Raw genomic sequence first — 20,696 nt, forward strand, 5'->3', positions numbered from 1 at the left:
GTATTCTTCCAATCTTCATTTCGCAAATCCCCGCTTCCAGCTGCCTGGGTGACTTCATTGTCGTACAGGGCATGCGCAGCTCGGCTATTGGGTCTTTGCGGATGTACCTAGAGGCAAAACCCATGACCCAGGAAACCGCCGGCTTCGCCGCGCTCGGTATTCACCCCAGTATTCTCGCTGCAATTGCCGCTGTCGGTTACGAAGAGCCGTCGCCGATCCAGGCCCAGTCGATCCCGGTGATCCTCGAAGGCCACGACATGATCGGCCAGGCCCAGACCGGTACCGGCAAGACCGCCGCCTTCGCGCTGCCGCTGCTGTCGAAGATCGAACCGAGCCGCCGCGTACCCCAGGTGCTGGTGCTGGTTCCGACCCGCGAGCTGGCCCTGCAGGTTGCTACCGCTTGCGAAACCTACTCCAAGCAGATGCCGGGCGTCGGCGTCGTCGCCGTCTACGGTGGCGCGCCCATGGGCCCGCAGCTGAAGGCCCTGCGCCAGGGCGCCCAGGTACTGGTCGCCACTCCGGGCCGCCTGTGCGACCACCTGCGTCGCGACGAGAACCTGCTCTCCACCGTCGAGCGCCTGGTCCTCGACGAAGCGGACGAGATGCTCAAGCTCGGCTTCATGGATGACCTCGAAGTGATCTTCGAAGCCATGCCGGCCAGCCGCCAGACCGTGCTGTTCTCCGCGACCCTGCCGGCCTCGATCCGCAGCATCGCCGAGCGCCACCTGAAAGAGCCCAAGCACGTCCGCATCGCCGCCAAGACCCAGACCGTCGCCCGCATCGAGCAGGTGCACCTGATGGTCCACGCCGACCAGAAGCCGGCCTCGATCCTGCGTCTGCTGGAAGTCGAGCAGTTCGACGCCCTGATCGGCTTCGTCCGCACCAAGCAGGCCACCCTGGACATCGCCGAGCTGCTAGAGCGCCAGGGCTACCGTGCCGCCGCGCTGAACGGCGACATGCCGCAGGCCCAGCGTGAGCGCGTGATCGAGTCGCTGAAAGACGGTTCGCTGGACATCGTCATCGCCACCGACGTCGCCGCCCGCGGCCTCGACGTGGCGCGCATCACCCACGTACTGAACGTGGACATGCCCTACGATCCGGAATCCTACGTACACCGCATCGGCCGTACCGGCCGTGCCGGTCGTGAAGGCCGCGCCCTGCTGCTGGTGACTCCGCGCGAGCGCCGCATGCTGCAGGTGATCGAGCGTGTGACCGGCCAGAAGGTCGGCGAAGTTCGCCTGCCGGACGCCGACACCGTCCTCGAAGCGCGTCTGAACCGCCTGGCCACCGGCCTGCAACCGCTGCTGGCCAACGCCGTTGCCAGCCGTGGCGCCGTGCGTGACGAGCTGTGCCGTCGCCTGGGTACCGACATGGATACCCTGGCTGCCGTGCTGCTGGCCAAGCTGACCGAAGGCAAGGCGCTGGACCTGGAATCGGTCCGCCGCGAACAGCCGCTGACCCCGGCCGCCCCGCGTGAGCGCAGCGACCGTTACGAGCGCAGCGAGCGTGGCGATCGCCCCGAGCGCGGCGACCGTCCGGAGCGCAGCGGCGCGCCCCGCACGATGGCTCCGCCGTCGGAAGGCAAGTCCCGTTGCCGTACCGCTCTGGGTGCCCGTGACGGCGTGCAGGCGAAGAACCTGCTGGGCGCCATCCTTAACGAGGGCGGCCTGTCCCGCGAGGCTATCGGCCGCATCCAGATTCGCGAGACCTTCAGCCTGATCGAGCTGCCGGAAGAGAACCTCGACCGTCTGCTGACCAAGCTCAAGGACACCCGCGTCGCCGGCAAGGCTCTGCGTCTGCGTCGTTACCGCGAAGACTGATTCGTCAGTTATTTGCGCATGAAAAAGCCCCGCCTTGGCGGGGCTTTTTCGTTTCCGGGTGGGGGCTGTCGTAGGAGCGGACTTTGTCCGCGAAGCTCTTGATCGGAGATTTCGCGGATAAGATCCGCTCCTACGAAAAGCCGCTCCCTCAACCGAAGCGGTAGATATCCATCCCCAGCGCGCCGAGGGTGAAGCCGGCATGCTCGACCGTCATCGGCGTGCCACCGGCGGCGCGGGCGAAGTACAGCGGCAGCAGGTGCTCGTCGCTGGGGTGATTGCGCACGGCCCAGGGCGCCTGCCGGCGATAGTCGAACAGCGCGGCATCATCGTTGGCGGCCAGGTGTTCGGCCATCCAGTCGCGGAATGCCTTGGCCCAGGGCTCGATGACGTCCGGCCCGGCCCGCCAGTCCAGTTCACCCAGGTTGTGGGTGATGCTGCCCGAACCGATCAGCAGGATGCCTTCCTCGCGCAGCGCTCGCAGCGCCTTGCCGACGCGGTCCTGCATCTGCGGGCCGAGGCGGCTGGGAAGTGACAGCTGCACCACCGGAATGTCCGCCTGCGGGTACATCAGGCTCAGGGGGACCCAGGTGCCGTGGTCCAGCGGGCGTTCCGCATCGAGGGTAGCGGGCAGGCCGTCCTTCGCCAGCGTTTCCACTACGCGTGTCGCCAGCTCCGGCGAGCCGGGGGCGGGATATTGCACGGCATAGAGTTCGCGCGGGAAACCGTAGAAGTCGTGCCAGGTTTCCGGCCGGGCGGCGGCGGTGACGCGCAGGTCCGGGGTCTCCCAGTGGGCGGAGACCACCAGGATCGCCTTCGGCCTCGGCAGCTCGCGGGCCAGGCGCTTGAGCGGGGCGTCGCTGGCGCCGGGGTCCAGGGCCAGCATGGGGGAACCGTGGGAGATGAACAGGGTAGGGAGCATGGTGAACCTCGCTACAGGAATGACTCTATGTTCACGCGGGAACAGATCGAAAACCAGTATGGGTTTTCGACCGGAATGATCGATTCCTGAGATGCGTCGAAGTGGCTTTTGCCTGCCCCTGTGTCAGGGCTCGAAATGCCAACTGAGTTGCAGATCGATTGGATGGCCCGTCATCGGACGCATTAAAGGGATGTCTGTCGGTCAATGCGGTAGAGTTTGCGGAAATTTCCGAATCAGATGTCGTGTTCAGCCGTGCAACGGGTCGGCCAAATCCTTGTGTTCAAGGGAGGCGGCGGGCCTGGGATTTAGCCGTGCGGCTGATGCGCGTCGAGGTGGAAGGTAGGGCGCGGGAAGGGCGGTGCCGGGTGGCGCTGGTGACCTCTTCGCGTGGCACAGCAATAGGGCAGGTGCTTCATGCAACATGAGTTCTGGCAGGCGCGCTGGGCGCGCAACGAGATTGGCTTCCACCAGCAGAAGGTGAACCCGGGCCTGGATCGCCAATGGGCGACCCTGGGGGTTCCCGCGGAGTCGCAGGTACTGGTGCCGATGTGCGGCAAAAGCCTGGACATGCTCTGGCTGGCGCAATGGGGCTATCGCGTGCTGGGTGTCGAGCTGGCGGAGCGCGCGGCCGTCGACTTCTTCGCCGAGCTGGGCGTCGAGCCGGAGATCACCGAGGAAGGGCCGCTGCGCCGCTACCGCTTCGAGCGGCTGGAGATTCTCCAGGGAGACATCTTCGACGTCAGCGCCGAACATGTGGCCGACTGCTGCGCCCTGTACGACCGCGCGGCGTTGATCGCACTGCCGGAAGAGATGCGCGCCGACTACGCGGCTCATCTGCAACGCATCCTGCCGCACCCGGTGCGCGGGCTGCTGATCACCCTGGAGTATCCGCAGGCGGAGATGGACGGACCGCCCTTCGCGGTGCTGGGCGATGAGGTGCGGCGGCACTTCGCCGAGCTCTGGCAGGTCGAGGAGCTGGAGCGCGTCGATGTGCTGGCCGAGAGTCCCAAGTTCCTCAAGAGCGGTGTCAGCCGTTTGGAAGAGGTGGTGTTCGCGCTGCGCCGCGGCTGATTGGCAGGAATGAAAAAGGGCGACCCGAGGGTCGCCCTTTTTCGTTTCGTATCGAGCCTTAGCGAGCAGCGGCGCGCAGGGCTTCGATACGGTCTTCCAGCGGCGGGTGGCTCATGAGCAGGCCGGCGAGGCCGTGCTTGAGGTTGCCGTTGATGCCGAAGGCCTGCAGCGAGTCGGGCATCTGCACCGGCACGCCCTGTTCGGCGCGCAGGCGTTGCAGTGCGGCGATCATCGCACCGGTGCTGGCGAGGCGGGCTCCGGCTTCGTCGGCACGGTATTCGCGTTTGCGCGAGAACCACATGACGATGATGCTGGCGAGGATGCCCAGGACCAGCTCGGCGAAGATGGTAGCGATGAAGTAGCCGATGCCCGGGCCGTCTTCGTTCTTCAGGATGGCCTTGTCGACGAAGTTGCCGAAGATGCGCGCGAAGAACATCACGAAGGTGTTCACCACGCCCTGGATCAGCGCCAGGGTGACCATGTCGCCGTTGGCCACGTGGCCGATCTCGTGGGCCAGCACGGCTTTGACTTCTTCAGGCGAGAAGCGCTCCAGCAGGCCCTGGCTGACCGCGACCAGTGCGTCGTTGCGGTTCCAGCCGGTGGCGAAGGCGTTGGCTTCGTAGGCGGGGAAGATGCCCACTTCCGGCATCTTGATACCGGCCTCGCGGGACAGCTCTTCCACGGTCTGCAGCAGCCACTGTTCATGGCGGGTGCGCGGCTGGCTGATGATCTCGGTGCCGGTGCTCATCTTCGCCATCCACTTGGAGATGAACAGCGAAACCAGGGAGCCGGCGAAGCCGAATACGGCGCAGAAAATCAGAAGGCTACCGTAATTCTGGCCGGTGAATCGGTCCACGCCGAGCAGTTTCAGGGTGATGCTGGCGATCACCAGAACTGCCAGGTTGGTGGCCAGGAACAACAGGATGCGCATCATGGCGTAAAGCTTCTCCTCACGGCTGGATTAGGGGAAAACCGCGTGGGAGCGCGGCTTTCCGGATCGCCGGGCACAGCAGGACCCAGGATCACTGAATAGTATGCGGGGTATATACGGTTGCCCCCGAGGTGATTCAACTCGGGGACTATTTCAAACTGTGTCGCTTGGGCGTCCGAGATCACTCTCGAAGAGTAGACGGGTCAGACGTGCGATGCGGTCACTGTGACGGCTTGCGAGGGCTTCGCGCAGCTGGTTGGCCAGGGAAGCCTGGTCGCGGCGCACGCTGGGCGGCAGGTCGCCGCCGTCGCGTACCGCGTGGGGGACGATGCGGGTAAGGCGGAGAAACGCTTTTTCGCTGAGCACCGCCTGGTCCAGCGCTTCGTAACGAATGGTTGTGTCGAAGCGCAGGTAGCCTTCCTCGGCCAGCCACAGCAGGGCGCCCAGGCAGCTCTGGTGGCGCTGGCTGGGCAGGCCGAACTCATCGGGCTCTTCCCGGCCGATCAGGTCCTCGACGTAGAGGGTGATCTTGCGCGGGAAGGCCCGGTAGAGCATCAGCAGGCCGGCTGCGGTGTCCTTGTAGAAGTCGTCGATCTGCAGGTCCATCGGATCACTGGCGATAGGTTTTCAGGAAGTTGCCGATGCGGCCGATGGCCTGTTCCAGGTCATCGACACGGGGCAGGGTAACCACCCGGAAGTGATCCGGCCAGGGCCAGTTGAAGGCGGTGCCCTGAACGATGAGCAACTTCTCGGAAAGCAGCAGGTCGAGGACGAATTTCTCGTCGTTGTGGATCGGGCAGACCTTCGGGTCGATGCGCGGGAAGGCATAGAGCGCGCCCATGGGCTTCACGCAACTGACTCCGGGAATGTCGTTGAGCAATTCCCAGGCACGGTTGCGCTGCTCCAGCAGGCGGCCGCCCGGCAGGACTAGGTCGTTGATGCTCTGGTAGCCGCCCAGCGCGGTCTGGATGGCGTGCTGGCTCGGCACGTTGGCGCACAGGCGCATGTTGGCCAGGATATCCAGGCCCTCGATGTAGCTCTGCGCCTTGTGCTTGGGACCGGAAATGGCGATCCAGCCGGAGCGGAAGCCGGCCACGCGGTAGGACTTGGACAGGCCGTTGAAGGTCAGGCAGAGCACGTCCGGCGCCAGCGACGCGGTGGAGATGTGCTGGGCCTCGTCGTAGAGGATCTTGTCGTAGATCTCGTCGGAGAAGATCACCAGGTTGTGCTGGCGCGCCAGTTCGACGATGTCCAGCAGCACCTCGCGGGAGTACACCGCGCCGGTGGGGTTGTTCGGGTTGATCAGCACCAGGGCTTTGGTGTTGCTGGTGATCTTGGCCTTCATGTCGGCGAGGTCGGGGAACCAGCCGGCCTGTTCGTCGCACAGGTAGTGCACCGGTTTACCGCCGGCCAGCGCCACCGAGGCCGTCCACAGCGGGTAGTCGGGCGCCGGGATCAGCACCTCGTCACCGTTGTTGAGCAGGGCCTGCAGGGCCATCACGATCAGCTCGGAGACGCCGTTGCCCAGGTAGATGTCCTCGATGCCGACGCCTTCCACCTGCTTCTGCTGGTAGTACTGCATCACTGCCTTGCGTGCGCTGAACAGGCCCTTGGAGTCGCTGTAGCCCTGGGCGGTGGGCAGGTTGCGGATCACGTCCTGGAGGATTTCGTCTGGCGCCTCGAAACCGAACGGCGCCGGGTTGCCGATGTTCAGCTTGAGGATGCGGTGGCCTTCCTCTTCCAGGCGTTTGGCGTGCTTGAGCACGGGCCCGCGAATGTCGTAGCAGACGTTGGCGAGCTTGTTCGATTTGGTGACCTGCATGATCTGGGATTCCGAAATAGTCCGCGGCCGGCGACTTGGCAGGCTGTAACGCGGGTGACAGACTGGCGTCAAATGAGCGGTTCGGAAGTGCTTTTCCCTGGTGTCGACCCTGAAAATCGACAGGAAAACAGTGGATTTCTCGAAAAAGTAGAGTTTTTAAGGCTTTTCTATCGCGAGAACGTCTCTGTGCGGCAGATTCTGAACCTGACGTTAACCATGCGCATCATACGTGCGGCCTGATTCGCGGAAAAGAGCGGGATCGGGCATTTTTTCGTTTATGGAGGCAGATCGATGGAAAAGCTGGAAAAGCCCCTGGATTCCTGGCGTGACGAACTCACCGACGAGCAGTTCCACATCTGCCGTCTGGGCGGCACCGAGCGTGCCTTCACCGGCGAATACCACGACACCAAGACCCCCGGCATCTACCACTGCGTGTGCTGCGGCACCGCGCTGTTCGACTCCGACGCCAAGTACGATTCGGGCAGTGGCTGGCCGAGCTACTTCCAGCCGGTGAACGGCGAGGTGATTCGCGAACTGGAGGACTTCAGCCACGGGATGCATCGTATCGAGGTGCGTTGCGGCAAGTGCGACGCGCACCTGGGTCATGTCTTCCCCGACGGCCCTCGGCCCACCGGGCTGCGCTACTGCATCAACTCGGCGTCTCTGAAGCTGGTGCCGAAAGCGTGACACCAAGGCCCGCCACCCGGCGGGCTTTTTCTTTTGCCTCTCTGGTAGAAGCAACAGTCTATTGGGCTCCCGCGTTCGCGGGAGTGACGGTGTTTGCGCCACCCTCCGCAGACGTCATCCCCGCGAACGCGGGGACCCAGACAACAACGTACAAGCGGACTTTGTCCGCGATTCGGCGCGAGGCTTGGTTAAAGGGCATCGCGGACGGAGTCCGCTCCTACAAGTTGCATCGGTGCGGATCTGATGGCGGGGCATTCACTGGATGATTCGTGATCAATTGAATTGCACGCAATTTAATTGATCACTATTCTTTGATTTCCCACTTCCCTCGGAGCCACACCCGATGAGCGACGCACTGCTGAACATTCCCGTGACCACCATCAAGGGCGAACAGAAGACCCTCGCCGATTTCGGCGGCAAGGCGCTGCTGGTGGTGAACACCGCCAGCCAGTGCGGCTTCACCCCGCAATACAAGGGCCTGGAAACGCTGTGGCGGCAATACAAGGACAAGGGTCTGGTGGTGCTCGGCTTCCCCTGCAACCAGTTCGGCAAGCAGGAGCCGGGCAACGAAGGGGAGATCACCCAGTTCTGCGAGCTGAACTTCGGTGTCAGCTTCCCGCTGTTCAAGAAGATCGACGTCAATGGCGCCGAAGCCCATCCGCTCTACGTGCAGCTGAAGAAGCGCGCGCCAGGACTGCTGGGCAGCCAGGGCATCAAGTGGAACTTCACCAAGTTCCTGATCGGCGAGGATGGCAAGGTGGTCAAGCGCTTCGCCCCGACCACCAAGCCCGAGCAGCTTTCCGCCGAGATCGAAGCGCTGCTGTGATGAAGGACGTTGCAACCCTGCCGGCGGAACTGCAGCTGGACAACCAGCTGTGCTTCCGCCTGTACGCCGTGTCGCGCGCGGTGATCCGCGGCTACCGGCCGATGCTCGATGCCCTCGGCCTGACCTACCCGCAGTACCTGGTGATGCTGGTGCTCTGGGAGTGGCAGGCCGAGCCGCCGGAGCAGCCGTCGGTGAAGGCGCTGGGCGAGCGGCTGATGCTCGACTCCGGCACCCTGACGCCGTTGCTCAAGCGCCTGGAGCTGCTGGGACTGGTCGAGCGTCGCCGGGCACGGCATGACGAACGGGAGGTGCATCTCGGGCTGACCACATTGGGCATCGCGCTGCGCGACAAGGTGCTGCCGCTGCGCGAGGACCTGCTGTGCCGCAGCGGCCTGGACCTGAGCGTCACCGACGGCTTGCGCGAGCAACTGGATTCGCTGCTGGCGCAGTTGATGAGGCTGGACGGCTGAACTCAGCAGCGCGGGCGGTGATCCACCCAGCGCTCCAGGGTCGCCGCCAGTTCGTCGCGGTGGAAGGGCTTGGCCAGGTAGTCGTCCATGCCGGCGGCGCGGCAGCGCTCGCGCTCCTCCGGCAGGACGTTGGCGGTCAGGGCAATGACCGGCAGGCCCGGCCAGCGCCCGCTTTCACGAATCGCCTGGGTGGCCTGGTAGCCATCCATCACGGGCATGTTGCAGTCCATCAGCACCAGGTCGAAGGTGCCATCGCCCAGCTGTGCGAGCGCTTCTTCACCGTTGGTGGCGACGGCCACGATGCAGCCGAGCTTCTGCAGCAACCCCTTGGCCACCAGTTGGTTGACCGGGTTGTCCTCCACCAGCAGCACCCGTGCCGAGAACTGTTCCGCCTGCGCGGTGCCGGTGTCGGCTGAAGCCGGCAGCGGTTGATGCTCGAACGCCTGCTTTAGAGCTTGGAAAAGCACCGCCCGCGACAACGGTCGGGCCAGCTGGCGCAAGGGCGCCAGGCTCTGGGTCAGCGGCTGTTCAAGGAAGTTGCCGTAGGCGGTGACCAGCAGGACGGGCTTGGCCACGTGCCGGCGCAGGGTGATCAGGCAGTCCGGGCAATCCGAGAGCAGCGCGTCCAGCTCCACGCCGGCCAGGCTCGCGTCGATGTCCAGGCGCTGGTATTTGACATTCCAGTGCGGCAGCCAGTGTTCCAGTAGCGCCGCCAGGCCACTGCTGGCGGCGCACTGCACAATCAGCCGGCCATTCAGCGGTTGCGGCGGCTGGGCAGGCTCCAGCGCCGGCAGCGGCAGGGTGGCGATGAATTCGCTGCCGAATCCCGGCTCGGATTGCACCACCAGTTCGCCCTTCATCGCCTCGCACAGTTTGCGTGTCAGCGCCAGGCCAAGGCCGGTGCCGCCGTACTGGCGGGCGATGCCGGCGTCGGCCTGGGCGAAGGGCTGGAAGATTTTCTGCAGGGCTTCGGGCGCGATGCCGATACCGGTGTCGCGCACGCTGATGCGCACACCATTGCGTAGTGGCTCGACGCGGACATCGACGCGCCCCAGGCGGGTGAACTTCAGGGCGTTGGACAGCAGGTTGCTCACCACCTGGCGCACCCGCGTCGGGTCCCCCGAGTGCTGTGCCGGCAACTTCGGGCTGATCAGGCAGGTGAGTTCCACGGCGGGCGCGGCGTTCTGCGACAGCAGGCTGGCGGTGTCTTCCACCAGGGTGCCGAGGTCGAAGGGGATCTGTTCCAGCTCCAGCTGGCCAGCCTCGAACTTGGACAGGTCGAGCACGTCGTTGAGCAACTCCAGCAGCACCTTGCCCGAATCGTGGGCGATGGACAGCTGCTGGCGCTGTTCGGTGGTCAGCGGGCCGTCGAGGGCCAGGCCGAGCATCCCCAGCAGGCCGTTGAGCGGGGTGCGGATTTCGTGGCTCATGTTGGCCAGGAAGCTGCCACGCGCCTGGGCCATGGCCAGGGCGGTCTGCCGGGCCTGCTCCAGTTCCTGGTTGGACAGGGTGAGGCGCGCGTTCGCGGCCTTCAGCTCGGCGGTGCGTGCGGCGACGATGCTTTCCAGCTCTTCCAGGTACTGGGTCAGCCGGTCCTCGGCCTCGCGGCGCTGCTCCATTTCCACCGAGATGCGATTGAGCTGGCGGTTGGTGACTTCCACCAGCACGCCGATCTCGTCGTGCTCGTGGCCGCCGGGGCAGGGCAGGCGCAGGCGCGAGGGCGAGCGCGGGTCGTGGCGGCTGAGGGCGTCGATCAGGCTCACCAGCGGCTTGGTCAGCAGCGCGTAGAACAGCACCAGCAGGATCAGCGACAGCAGCAGGCTGCGGATGAAGCCGGAGATGAAGGTCATGCCGGCCCGGCGCAGGAAGTCGTTGCCGAACACGAAGGTGTCGATCTCCAGGCGCAGCACGCCGAGGGATTCGCTGGGCGCGTGATCGACGAACAGCGGCTCTTCATAACTGCGCTGCTCGCCGAAGAGGAAGTCGCTCAGGCGACGCAGGTGGCTTTCCGCGAGCGGCCGGTTGGCGCTGGCCAGGGGCGTGCCGGCGTTGTCGATGATTTCGGCGCGGATTACCGCCGGCGAGCGCAGCAGGCCGACCACCAGTTCCTGGGCCAGCTCGGCGTCGATGTTGTAGGCGATGCGCGCAGCGGGGTTGTGGCTGACATCCAGCAAGGCGCGAACTTCGCGGTTGATGGAGGCGTCCTGGCTGGCATAATCGACGGCAACCTGGATGAGGCTGAGCAGCGTCCCCAGCAGGAAGGCCACCAGCACGGTAAGGCTGGCCTGCTTGAACGAGAGGCGATGGGTAAGCGCAATATCCATGGAGTGCGTAGCATCGCCTCGCGAAAGCTTTTCTGCGGCGTAGCATAGCCCATCAGAACCGTCTGTCGGCATAGCCCGAAGCCGAACCCCGAACGATCCGTGGAGAGCCGCATGGATTCCCGCTTGAACGATTTTCTCGCGCGCGCCGAGTCGGTGCTGGCGCGGCTGGAGCCTTTGCTGCCGGCTTTGCGCGCACCCATCGACTGGCCGCGCAGCCTGGCCGCGCGCTGGCACCGCGACGGGCGCAGCGGTTACCTGCAGCCTCTGGACGTCAGCCTTGAACTGCGCCTGGACGACCTGTTGGGCGTCGACACGCAGCGCGACCAGCTGGCGCGCAACACCCGCCAGTTCGTCGCCGGCAAGCCGGCTAACCACGCCTTGCTGTGGGGCGCGCGCGGTACCGGCAAGTCCTCGCTGGTGCGTGCGCTGCTGGCCGAGCTGGCCTGCGAGGGGCTGCGCCTGATCGAGATCGAGCGCGATCACCTGGCTGACTTGCCGCGTGTCGTTGAACAACTGCACGGCCTGCCGCAGCGTTTCGTGCTGTTCTGCGACGACCTCTCGTTCGATGCCGGCGAGGGTGACTACCGCGTGCTCAAGAGCGTGCTCGACGGCTCGCTGGAACAGGCGCCGGACAACGTGCTGCTGTACGCCACTTCGAATCGCCGCCATCTGGTCTCGGAACGACAGAGTGATAACGAGAACTGGCAGATGGTCGACGGCGAACTGCATCCCAACGAAGCGGTGGAGGACAAGATCGCCCTGTCCGACCGCTTTGGCCTGTGGCTCTCTTTCTATCCCTTCACCCAGGAACACTTCCTCAGTGTGGTCCGCCACTGGATCGAGGCGCTGGCGCGCAAATCCGGCCTGACCCGCTGGAGCTGGGACGAAGCGCTGGAGAAAGAGGCCATCCGCTGGGCTCTCGGGCGCGGCAATCGCAATGGCCGCTGCGCCTACCAATTCGCCCGCTACTGGGTGGGCCGCCAACTGCTGGAAGGAGATACCCCATGATCGATCTGCAACAGGCCGGTGCCGGCCTGGATGGCTATGAGCTGCTGGCCGCGCAGGCGGAGTCGCTGTTCGCCGACGAGCGCGACTTCATTGCCAACGCTGCCCAGTTCTCGGCATTCCTGTTCAACGAGCTGCCGGACCTGAACTGGGCCGGCTTCTACCTCAATCGCAACGAGGAACTGGTGCTCGGCCCGTTCCAGGGCAAGGTCGCCTGCGTGCGCATTCCCTTCACCAAGGGCGTGTGCGGTGCGGCGGCACGTACCCGCGAGACCCAGCGGATCGAGGATGTGCATGCCTTCCCCGGTCACATCGCCTGTGACAGCGCCTCCAACAGCGAGCTGGTGGTGCCGCTGGTGAAGGACGGCCGCCTGATCGGCGTACTGGACCTGGACAGCCCCAGCGTCGGCCGCTTCAGTGAAGTCGACCAGGCCGGCATCGAGCGTCTGGCGGCGATCTTCCTGCGCCTGACCGACTGCTGATCCCGGCTCCATGAAAAAGCCCCGCGATTGCGGGGCTTTTTATTTGGGCGAACAGATCAGCGCTTGGCCAGGATCTTGTCGATGATCTGCTGCTCGCCCTGAAGGATCGCGGCCAGGGTGGGGCGGCTGGCGATGCGCTCGAAATGCGCTGCCAGCGCCGGCCAGCGCTGTTTGTCGAGCTCTTCGCCGCCGTGGCGCATGTTCACCAGTTGGCTGGCGATGGCGATGTCGGCGAGGCTGAAGCGGTCGTCGACGAAATACTGGCTCGCGCCCAGGCATTTCTCCAGGTAGTCGAAATGCTCCGGCAGCTTCTCCTGCATCGCGCCCTTGACCGCGGCTTCGTCGCAGAGCTTGCCCATCAGCGGCTTGAGCAGGCGGTTGCGGAACACGGTGAATGTGGCGAGCGGTGCGACCTCGTAGTCGGCGTACTTTTCCAGCCAGCGGATACGTGCCTTGGCCTGCGGAGTCTCGCCGCACAGCGGGGCGCGCTGCGGGGTGCGGTCTTCCAGGTAATGGCAGATGACGCTGGAGTCGGCGAGGGTGAAGTCGCCGTCGCGGATCGCCGGCACGCGGCGCAGCGGATTGAGCTCGCGGTACCAGTCGGGCTGGTTGAACGGATTGACGTTCTCCAGCTGGTAGTCCAGGCCTTTCTCGGCACAGAACAGGCGGACCTTGCGGACGAAGGGGGAGAGCGGGGCGCCGAATACTACGAGGCTCATGGAGGGCTCCTGGGGCGTAGGTGGCCGGATATGCAGATTCGACGCGTCAGTCGTCGTAAAGGTTCTTCTTCTTCCACAGATCGTCGTCGTCGAGGGCCTTGAGACCATCGTTCAACGCACTGTTCTCGTCGGCGGCGGGCTGGGTGTTCTCCAGCACCATCGCATTGGCGCGGGCCAGCTGGTTTTCCATCTGTTGCAGCGGTGCCTGGTAGCGGCCGGCGTCCTGCTGCTTGCGCAGATACTGGACGCCGCGCTCGAAGGCCAGCCGCGCCTGCCCCGGTTGTCCCTGCTGCAGGGCCTGTTGGCCGAGGTTGCCGAAGAACTCGATATGCAGAAGGGTGAGCAGGTGGCGGATTTCCTTCACCCACTGCTGGGCTTCGTTACGCGCCAGCAGGCCATCCTGGGCGCAGCGGGTAACCTGGGCGTGCAGGGCTTCGAAGAGGAAGCGCACGTCCTTGGCCTTGGCTTCGGTAAGGATGGCTTGCGGCGCATTGCGCACGGCAATGGACTCGCCCTGCGCGATGAGCGGGCGCAGTTCGGCGATGCGTTCCTTTATCTGGGTATTCTGCTTGTCGACGGCCAGCAGGCGTTCGCCCAGGTTCAGCTCGAGACGGCTGAGCAGCAGTTTCAGCGCCGGGGACATGAACTGGCCGGGCATGGACTCGGAAATATCGGAGCAGCGCCGGGCTCGGTCGAGCAGGTCGGCCTTTTGTCGGGCCTGCTCCAGCTTGCGGTTCTCGACCAGATGGTTGATGTAGCCGATGGCAATCAGCAGAGCGATGCCGACGAGGACCAGGACAGTAATGACGAGTGGCGACACCTGGAAAGCTCCCGAAGGTTTTTTCGCGAGTGTAATGTCTTAGTGATACCTCTGATAGCAGTTGCTCGCTTTTTACCCAGAAGTCTTTGATTTAAAAAAATTTTCTTCTGAGGGTTGACGACCCCTCAAAGGGTCCATAGAATGCGCGCCACTTCGACGCGAAACGCGGAAACGCAAAGCGAAGAAGTCGGAAAGATGTTGTAAGTTCCGGGCCGCGTCCCCTTCGTCTAGTGGCCTAGGACACCGCCCTTTCACGGCGGTAACAGGGGTTCGAGTCCCCTAGGGGACGCCATTGCGGGAATAGCTCAGTTGGTAGAGCACGACCTTGCCAAGGTCGGGGTCGCGAGTTCGAGTCTCGTTTCCCGCTCCAAATTCTCGATTACCGCCCAACGGCGGTAAACGAAAGATGAAATGGCGTTACCCTTCGGCGAAAGCTGAAGGTTGCAACAAGTTGATGCGGGAATAGCTCAGTTGGTAGAGCACGACCTTGCCAAGGTCGGGGTCGCGAGTTCGAGTCTCGTTTCCCGCTCCAAAATCGAAACACCGCCCCCATGGGGCGGTGTTTTCGTTTGTGCGTTCGAAAAATAATTCGCAATCCCCATGAAAAAGCCCGCATCGCGCGGGCTTTTTTCGTTTTCGTGTCGTCGCCGATGCTTCAGCGCAACAACGATCGCGCGCGCTTCGGGGAGCGTTTGCTTTGCCCTGGGCTAAATGGCCAATTGCTACACGGACTCTTACGGCGTGATCTAAGCTCCACACACGTCAGACTCGCGTGCAGAGGTGTCCATGCGAAGCACCCCTGAAGAAAATCTGAAGAGCGCATTGAAGGCCTGTCGCGAGAGCTTCCTTTCCGTCGGTTTTTTCAGCCTGTTCATCAACGCGCTGATGCTCGTGCCCACCTTCTATATGCTCCAGGTGTATGGGCGGGTGATTACCAGCGGCAGCCTGACGACCCTGGCCATGCTGACGCTGATCATGACCGTGCTGGTGATCACCCTCGGCTCTCTGGAGTGGGTGCGCTCACGCATCATGGTCCGGGTCAGTACCCGCCTGGATGTGCTGCTCAGTCGCCAGGTCTACAAGGCCAGTTTCAGGCGGGCCCTGGACAGCGGCGGCATGGATGCCTCGGCCCAGGCGCTCAATGATCTGACGGGTTTGCGGCAGTTCCTCACCGGCAGCGGCCTGTTCGCCTTCTTCGATGCGCCCTGGTTGCCGATCTATGTCGCGGTGATGTTCCTGTTCCACCCCTGGTTCGGCTGGGTGGCGACGGGCAGCGCGCTGTTGTTGCTGTTGCTCGCGTACGCCAATGAAAAGCTGACGGCACCGGCGCTGGCCCAGGCCAACAAGGAGCATATCGGGGCGACGCTCTACACCACCAAGAACCTGCGCAACGCCGAAGTCATCGAGTCCATGGGCATGCTGGAAACCCTGATGGACCGCTGGGGGCAGCGGCAGCGAAACGTCCTGCTGCTGCAGTCCCTGGCGAGCGACAAAGGCGCCATGGTCAGTACGCTTTCCCGGACCTTCCGGCTCCTCGTGCAATCCCTGGTGCTGGGGTTGGGGGCGTACCTGGCGGTGGATCATCAGGTAGGGCCGGGCATGGTGTTCGCCGGGGCCGTGCTGCTAGGGCGTGCGCTGGCGCCCATCGATCTGCTCATCGCCAGTTGGAAGGGCTTCATTTCGGCGCGCTCGCAATACAACCGCTTGAGCGGCGTCCTCGAGGCACTGCAGGCGCAACCCGAGCGTATGTCGTTGCCGGCGCCGCAGGGCCAGGTGCAGGTCGAGAATCTGGTTGTCGCGGCACCGGGCTCGAAGACCCCGATCATCAAGAACATCAGCTTCAATGTGCCCGCCGGCTGCGTGGTAGGCATCATCGGCCCCAGCGCCGCCGGCAAGTCGACCCTGGTCAGGGCGCTCATGGGGGTCTGGTCGCCGCAGCATGGGGTGGTCCGGCTGGATGGTGCGGACATCAGCACCTGGGACAAGCATGAGCTCGGGCCGCACATCGGCTACCTGCCCCAGGACATCGAGCTGTTCGAAGGCAGCGTTGGCGAGAACATCGCCCGCTTCGCCGACGTCGATTCGGAGAAGGTCATCCAGGCGGCCCGGATGGCGGGCGTTCACGAGATGATCCTGCTGCTGCCCGATGGCTACGACACCGTCATTGGCAGCGAGGGGGTCATGCTGTCGGGAGGGCAGCGCCAGCGCATCGGGCTCGCCCGTGCCCTGTACGGCAACCCGCGGCTGATCGTGCTCGACGAGCCCAACTCCAATCTCGACGATGTCGGCGACCGCGCCCTGGCGGCGGCCATCCAGCAGCTCAAGCAGACCGGCGCGACCCTGTTCGTCATTACTCACCGCACCAACATCGTCTCGCAACTCGACCGGCTCATGCTGATGAACGAAGGAGTCATCACGCTCTACGGGGGGCGCGATCAGGTGCTGGCCGAGCTCAACGCAAAGCAGCTGCAGGTTCAACAGCAGGCGCAACAAGCGCAGCAGCAGGCACAGCAACAAGCGCAGCAGGCGCAGCAACAGGTTCAGCAGGTCCATCAGCGCGCCATGCCCGCGGGCGCCAGCATTGCTCCGGTTGATACCGGTAAGGACGACCACGATGCCCAGTCGTCAAATTGAAAGCTTCGCCGACCTGCCGATATCGGATCGCAAGATCCGCCGCCTGGGCCTTGCCATTGTCGGGCTGACCTTCGGCCTGTTCGGCACCTGGGCGGCCTTCGCGCCGCTGGACGGGGCCGTTTACGCGCCGGGGGTGGTCACCGTGCAGACCTACCGCAAGACGGTCCAGCACCTGGAAGGCGGCATCGTCAAGGAAGTGCTGGTGCACGACGGTGACATCGTCAAACGGGATGATCCGCTGATCGTTCTCGATGATGCCCAGCTGCGCTTCGAATACGAGATGACCCGCAGCCAACTGATCGCGGCCAAGGCCATGGAGGCCAGGCTCAAGGCCGAGCGCGACGCACTGCCGGCTATCGACTTCGGCGAGATAGCCGATCTGGCCAGTCCTCGGGGCATGGAGGCACGCCAGAGCGAAACCCAGGTATTCAACGCCCGGCAGGGCTCGCGGCATGGGCAGATAGCGGTGTTGCGTGAGCGCGTTGGCCAACTGAACCAGCAGATCAGCGGGCTGGAGTCGGTGATCGATGCCAAGCTCCAGCTGGAGAAATCCTACAGCGGTGAAATCGGCGAGCTGTCCGACCTGCTCAAGCAAGGCTTCGTCGACAAACAGCGCCTGGTCGAGCAGCAGCGCAAGCTGGAGATGCTCAAGTCCGAGGTGGCGGATCACCGCGCCACGATCAACCGGGCGCGCCTGCAGATCAACGAAACACAGCTGCAGATTCTGCAGGTCGACAAGGATTTCAATTCCGAGGTCGCCAAGCAGCTGGCCGAGGTCCAGACCAAGCTCTACGACCTGCGGGAGAAGACCTCGTCCCTGGAAGACCGGCTCAGTCGAATCGTCATCCGCGCACCCGACGCGGGCATGGTGATCGGCATGACGGTGCATACCGTGGGCGGTGTGGTGCACCCGGGGACGCCGTTGCTGGACATCGTTCCGTCGATTTCCGAGCTGATCATCGAGGCTCAGGTGCCGCCGGTGGATATCGATCGCATCGCCATCGGCAAGCGCGCCGATATCCGTTTCAGCGCCTTCAATGCCGCGACCACGCCGGTGATCGAAGGCGAGGTCAGCAGCGTCTCGGCGGACCGCCTGACCAATGATAAGACCGGGACGGCGTATTACCTGGCGCGGGTCCGGGTTACCGAACACGGTGTGCACACCTTGGGTGAGCGCAAGTTGGTGCCGGGGATGCCGGCGGACGTGCTGATCATCACGGGGCAGCGCACGCTGCTGCAGTACCTGATGCAGCCGGCCCGCAATGCCCTGGCGCAATCGATGATCGAGGAGTGAGCATGGGCACGTCGGCGGTTCTGTTGGCGGGGATGTTCATGCTGGCGGCGGGCGGTGCGCTGGCGCAAAGCGCTGCGGCAACCGCCAGCGGGGTCAGTGCGTCGACGCTCTCCACCGATCTGTTGCAGTTGTACCGCGAGGCACGGCTGGAGGACCCGAAAGTACTGGCCTCCTTCGCGCAGGCCAAGGCGGGGCAGGAGCATCAGCGTGAGGCCTTGGGGGCGCTGTTGCCGCAGGTGGCGCTGAACGCCGGGGTGAACCAGATCCGGCAGGAAAGCGACGTGATACAGGACAGCTACGATAGCGAGAGCTACAGCCTGGTGGTGCGCCAGTACCTCTACAACAAGGCGGCGTGGGAGAACTACAAGAAGTTCAAGAGCCTGGCCAAGCAGACCGAATCCGAAGCCCTGGATGCCCAGGCCGAGGCTACCGTGGAGTTGGCGCGGCGTTATTTCACCGCCCTGGCGGCCGAGGACGAACTGGAGCTGGTGAAGGCGGAGCGCCGAACCACGCAGGAAAGCCTGGATCGGGTCAGCGCGTTGTACGAGAAGCAGCTGGCCCTGGTGACCGACCAGCTCGACCTCAAGGCCCGTGTGGATTTGCTCGCGGCGCAGGAGCTGGAAGCCAGCAACCAGGCCACCATCAGCCGCGAGGCCCTGGCGGAGATCGTCGGCCGGCCCGTCAAGGAGAGGCTCAGCCGGGTTCGCGATGACGTGCACATGCAGGCTTCGGCGCAAAGCCTGGAAACCTGGGTCCGCGAGGGGATAGCGCAGAACCCGGCGCTGAAGGCCCGCGAGAGCGGCGTCGAAGCCGCGGAAGCAGCATTGCGCAGCGGCAAGGGTGGGCACTACCCGACCGTGAGCCTGAACCTGAGCGCACAACAGACCAACGAGGGCTACAACAACGCCCTGGCGCCGCGCACGGACAGTTATGTCGCCGGCGTCGGCGTCCAGGTGCCGATCTACAGCGGCGGGTCGACCTCGGCGCGGGTTCGTGGGCTGTACCAGGACCAGGTGGTCGCCGAGGAACAGCGGGAGGAGACTCGGCGCCGGGTGGTCAAGGAAATCACCAGCGCTTACCTGACCGCCAATTCCAATGGCGAAAAAATCGAGGCTAGCCGTCTGGCCCTGTCCTCGGCGCAACTGTCCCGGGTGGCCGCGGAGAAAGGGCTGAGTTACGGCATGGTCAACGCCGTCGACGTGCTGGCCGCGGTGCGCAACGAATTTCGCGCTCGGCGCGACCTGCTCAAGACACAGTACGAGTTCCTCAGCAATGTATTCATCCTCAATCGCTGGGCGGGCAGGGCGCCGGCCGAAAGTGTCGAAAGCGTGAATGGCTGGCTGAGTCCCAGCCGCTCCGTGCAGGACATCATGCAGCCCTGATTCCATCGGGTTTCAGTGCCGGCTGCCTGTTTGGCGGGGCCTCGCATTGCTCCTGATCGCGATTCGAGGCGTGGCGGTGTCATCCGCGTCTGGCGGTGCCAGCCGGATGAGGTTGCAGGAGGCTTCGGCAGGGATAAGGTGGGGCGGTACATCGGCATGGACGATAGTTTGACGCAATTAACATTTTTCTTTCCATTGATACACCTTTCGTCGGTTAATTGACGTTTGTTGCATTGGGAAATTGGGCCAGCCGGTTACTTCCTTAGAAGATAATAAATTGATTTATAAGGATTTTTTAATTTTCTGCAGGCGTTCGCCGTCGATTGGCAATGCGGTTGAAGTCGATGCCGGGTGCAGTGGCTGGCCTAGACTCAGTTGACCGGTCGAGGGAGCACAACATCCTGGGCATGCGGTAGCTATTCCCACTCCTGTTATCTCGACGGCACCCCCCCCGGCGTCTGGAAACCTCCGCAACCTTTACCGGCACAGCGGATGGAAATCTCCTCAGAACCAGTCGCTCCCCCTAGTTGTCCATACCCGAGCAAGCGCCGCCAAGATTTGTCGGTGCCTGCACCTAGCCACCAATCGCGGTGGCCGGGTGGACGAATCGCCGATCCCGAATAGTCCGTGGGTGTAGGCCAGAGTTCATCGTTCAGGAGGTCAGAAAGAAGATGCCTGACCACAAGAAAACCATACGCGTAATGCTGATCGACTGCCGGCCCCTCGTTCTCATGGGCCTGCACGATCTCATCAATGCCAGACGGCCCCAGATGGAAGTCGGCGGCCAGGCCAGCACCTATGCCTACGCGCTGGATCTTGCCGACCAGTTGCGTCCCGATGTCACCTTTTTCAGTTTCTTTCCGGATGCGTTGAGCCCGCTGGAGGTCGTCGCGGAGCTCGCGCGCAGAGCCGAAATGAAAGTGCTGGTGCTCAAGGGGTTGTATGAATCGGTCCCCGTTGCCCAGGCGATAGAGGCGGGCGCGCGTGGCGTGGTGCTGGCGGAAGACCCGACGGAGTCGATCGTCCAGGCCATCATCAACGTCCACCATCGTGATATCGGGCTGGACAGGGCCTGGGCCGGCGGGCTTTCCAGCTATGCCGCGAGCGGGCATATGCACCTGAAATGCGATCCGGAGCAGCCGAAACAGGCGCGGCTGACGGTACGCGAGAGGGAACTGATTCGCGCCATCGTGGAAGACCCGTCCGCCAAGTACATGAGCATCGCCGAGCACCTGGGCATCAGCGAGCACACCGTGCACAACCACCTCAGCAGCATTTATCAGAAGCTGAACCTGATCAATCGCATGGATTTGCTGATGTATGCGTTGAAGCACGGGCTCACCGCTGGCGAAGAGTCGCCCGAGTCCACCTGGGTGGAGCTGGACCGCGGTCCGCGTCACGACACCCAGCCCCTTCGGGGGGCCTAGGGCGCCATCCTGTTCTCGTTGTTCCCGTGCGCGAGTCTCATTCTGGCGGCGAAATGAAAAAGC

At 64.0% G+C, this 20,696-nt stretch carries 18 protein-coding genes, 3 tRNA genes and 1 pseudogene; 15 read left to right on the plus strand and 7 right to left on the minus strand.

The features are described from left to right. Positions 1-87: 87 nt before the first annotated feature. Positions 88-1,820: pseudogene (locus tag ACNFBT_RS04765) on the plus strand (DEAD/DEAH box helicase). A 148-nt stretch (positions 1,821-1,968) separates the two neighbouring features. Here ACNFBT_RS04765 and ACNFBT_RS04770 read toward each other — a convergent pair. Then, positions 1,969-2,739, minus strand: a complete 771-nt coding sequence (locus ACNFBT_RS04770; RefSeq protein WP_416746904.1) for a DODA-type extradiol aromatic ring-opening family dioxygenase — start codon at positions 2,737-2,739, stop codon at positions 1,969-1,971. A gap of 414 nt (positions 2,740-3,153) precedes the next feature. Here ACNFBT_RS04770 and ACNFBT_RS04775 point away from each other — a divergent pair, with 414 nt between their 5' ends. Continuing rightward, positions 3,154-3,810, plus strand: a complete 657-nt coding sequence (locus tag ACNFBT_RS04775; protein ID WP_416746906.1) for a thiopurine S-methyltransferase — start codon at positions 3,154-3,156, stop codon at positions 3,808-3,810. Positions 3,811-3,868: 58 nt separating this feature from the next. Here ACNFBT_RS04775 and htpX read toward each other — a convergent pair whose 3' ends face one another. From htpX to ACNFBT_RS04790, 3 genes are all read right to left on the minus strand, one after another. Then, positions 3,869-4,744 carry a protease HtpX gene (htpX, locus tag ACNFBT_RS04780; protein ID WP_416746908.1) on the minus strand — a complete coding sequence of 292 codons (876 nt, stop codon included), beginning with the start codon at positions 4,742-4,744 and terminating at the stop codon, positions 3,869-3,871. Positions 4,745-4,894: 150 nt separating this feature from the next. Further along, on the minus strand, positions 4,895-5,347 hold the full coding sequence (locus ACNFBT_RS04785) for a hypothetical protein (RefSeq protein ID WP_416746910.1): 453 nt from the start codon (positions 5,345-5,347) through the stop codon (positions 4,895-4,897). 4 nt (positions 5,348-5,351) lie between these two features. After that, positions 5,352-6,563 carry a pyridoxal phosphate-dependent aminotransferase gene (locus tag ACNFBT_RS04790; RefSeq protein ID WP_416746912.1) on the minus strand — a complete coding sequence of 404 codons (1,212 nt, stop codon included), beginning with the start codon at positions 6,561-6,563 and terminating at the stop codon, positions 5,352-5,354. 72 nt (positions 6,564-6,635) lie between these two features. Here ACNFBT_RS04790 and ACNFBT_RS04795 point away from each other — a divergent pair, with 72 nt between their 5' ends. The 4 genes from ACNFBT_RS04795 to ACNFBT_RS04810 all read left to right on the plus strand — a co-directional run bounded on the left by ACNFBT_RS04795 (position 6,636) and on the right by ACNFBT_RS04810 (position 8,546). Further along, positions 6,636-6,803 carry a hypothetical protein gene (locus tag ACNFBT_RS04795; protein WP_416746914.1) on the plus strand — a complete coding sequence of 56 codons (168 nt, stop codon included), beginning with the start codon at positions 6,636-6,638 and terminating at the stop codon, positions 6,801-6,803. Between the two features lie 51 nt (positions 6,804-6,854). Further along, positions 6,855-7,250 (plus strand): peptide-methionine (R)-S-oxide reductase MsrB, encoded by a 396-nt coding sequence (gene msrB / locus ACNFBT_RS04800; RefSeq protein WP_416746916.1) that lies wholly within the window; start codon positions 6,855-6,857, stop codon positions 7,248-7,250. A 343-nt stretch (positions 7,251-7,593) separates the two neighbouring features. After that, on the plus strand, positions 7,594-8,076 hold the full coding sequence (locus ACNFBT_RS04805; protein ID WP_416746918.1) for a glutathione peroxidase: 483 nt from the start codon (positions 7,594-7,596) through the stop codon (positions 8,074-8,076). Next, complete coding sequence (locus ACNFBT_RS04810) at positions 8,076-8,546, plus strand: MarR family winged helix-turn-helix transcriptional regulator (protein WP_416746920.1); 471 nt, start codon at positions 8,076-8,078, stop codon at positions 8,544-8,546. Before ACNFBT_RS04805 ends, ACNFBT_RS04810 begins: the two co-directional genes overlap by 1 nt. Positions 8,547-8,548: 2 nt before the next feature. On the opposite strand, the gene ACNFBT_RS04815 is transcribed toward ACNFBT_RS04810, so the two are convergent. Beyond that, entirely contained in the window at positions 8,549-10,870 is a 2,322-nt protein-coding gene (locus tag ACNFBT_RS04815; RefSeq protein WP_416746921.1) for an ATP-binding protein, read from the minus strand. Between the two features lie 111 nt (positions 10,871-10,981). Between ACNFBT_RS04815 and ACNFBT_RS04820 the strand changes: the two genes are divergently transcribed. Further along, a complete protein-coding gene (locus tag ACNFBT_RS04820; protein WP_416746923.1) occupies positions 10,982-11,878 on the plus strand; it encodes an ATP-binding protein in 897 nt (298 codons plus the stop codon). Beyond that, positions 11,875-12,357 carry a GAF domain-containing protein gene (locus ACNFBT_RS04825; protein WP_416746925.1) on the plus strand — a complete coding sequence of 161 codons (483 nt, stop codon included), beginning with the start codon at positions 11,875-11,877 and terminating at the stop codon, positions 12,355-12,357. Before ACNFBT_RS04820 ends, ACNFBT_RS04825 begins: the two co-directional genes overlap by 4 nt. A 56-nt stretch (positions 12,358-12,413) precedes the next feature. Here ACNFBT_RS04825 and ACNFBT_RS04830 read toward each other — a convergent pair whose 3' ends face one another. Then, positions 12,414-13,076, minus strand: a complete 663-nt coding sequence (locus tag ACNFBT_RS04830; protein ID WP_416746927.1) for a glutathione S-transferase family protein — start codon at positions 13,074-13,076, stop codon at positions 12,414-12,416. A 46-nt stretch (positions 13,077-13,122) separates the two neighbouring features. Next, positions 13,123-13,896 carry a hypothetical protein gene (locus ACNFBT_RS04835; protein WP_416746929.1) on the minus strand — a complete coding sequence of 258 codons (774 nt, stop codon included), beginning with the start codon at positions 13,894-13,896 and terminating at the stop codon, positions 13,123-13,125. A gap of 216 nt (positions 13,897-14,112) precedes the next feature. Between ACNFBT_RS04835 and ACNFBT_RS04840 the strand changes: the two genes are divergently transcribed. The 7 genes from ACNFBT_RS04840 to ACNFBT_RS04870 all read left to right on the plus strand — a co-directional run bounded on the left by ACNFBT_RS04840 (position 14,113) and on the right by ACNFBT_RS04870 (position 20,633). Further along, positions 14,113-14,188 (plus strand) — tRNA-Glu (locus ACNFBT_RS04840). Positions 14,189-14,190: 2 nt separating this feature from the next. Continuing rightward, a tRNA-Gly gene (locus ACNFBT_RS04845) sits at positions 14,191-14,266 on the plus strand. Positions 14,267-14,352: 86 nt separating this feature from the next. Next, positions 14,353-14,428, plus strand: a tRNA-Gly gene (locus ACNFBT_RS04850). Between the two features lie 254 nt (positions 14,429-14,682). Then, positions 14,683-16,530 (plus strand): type I secretion system permease/ATPase, encoded by a 1,848-nt coding sequence (locus ACNFBT_RS04855; protein WP_416746930.1) that lies wholly within the window; start codon positions 14,683-14,685, stop codon positions 16,528-16,530. Beyond that, a complete protein-coding gene (locus tag ACNFBT_RS04860; protein WP_416746932.1) occupies positions 16,511-17,824 on the plus strand; it encodes an HlyD family type I secretion periplasmic adaptor subunit in 1,314 nt (437 codons plus the stop codon). Before ACNFBT_RS04855 ends, ACNFBT_RS04860 begins: the two co-directional genes overlap by 20 nt. A gap of 2 nt (positions 17,825-17,826) precedes the next feature. Further along, entirely contained in the window at positions 17,827-19,206 is a 1,380-nt protein-coding gene (locus tag ACNFBT_RS04865) for a TolC family protein (RefSeq protein ID WP_416746934.1), read from the plus strand. A gap of 671 nt (positions 19,207-19,877) precedes the next feature. Continuing rightward, positions 19,878-20,633, plus strand: a complete 756-nt coding sequence (locus ACNFBT_RS04870) for a LuxR C-terminal-related transcriptional regulator (protein ID WP_416746936.1) — start codon at positions 19,878-19,880, stop codon at positions 20,631-20,633. The last annotated feature ends 63 nt before the right edge of the window (positions 20,634-20,696 follow it).

The sequence above is a fragment of the Pseudomonas sp. NY15181 genome (assembly GCF_048068055.1).
Classification (GTDB): Bacteria; Pseudomonadota; Gammaproteobacteria; order Pseudomonadales; family Pseudomonadaceae; genus Pseudomonas.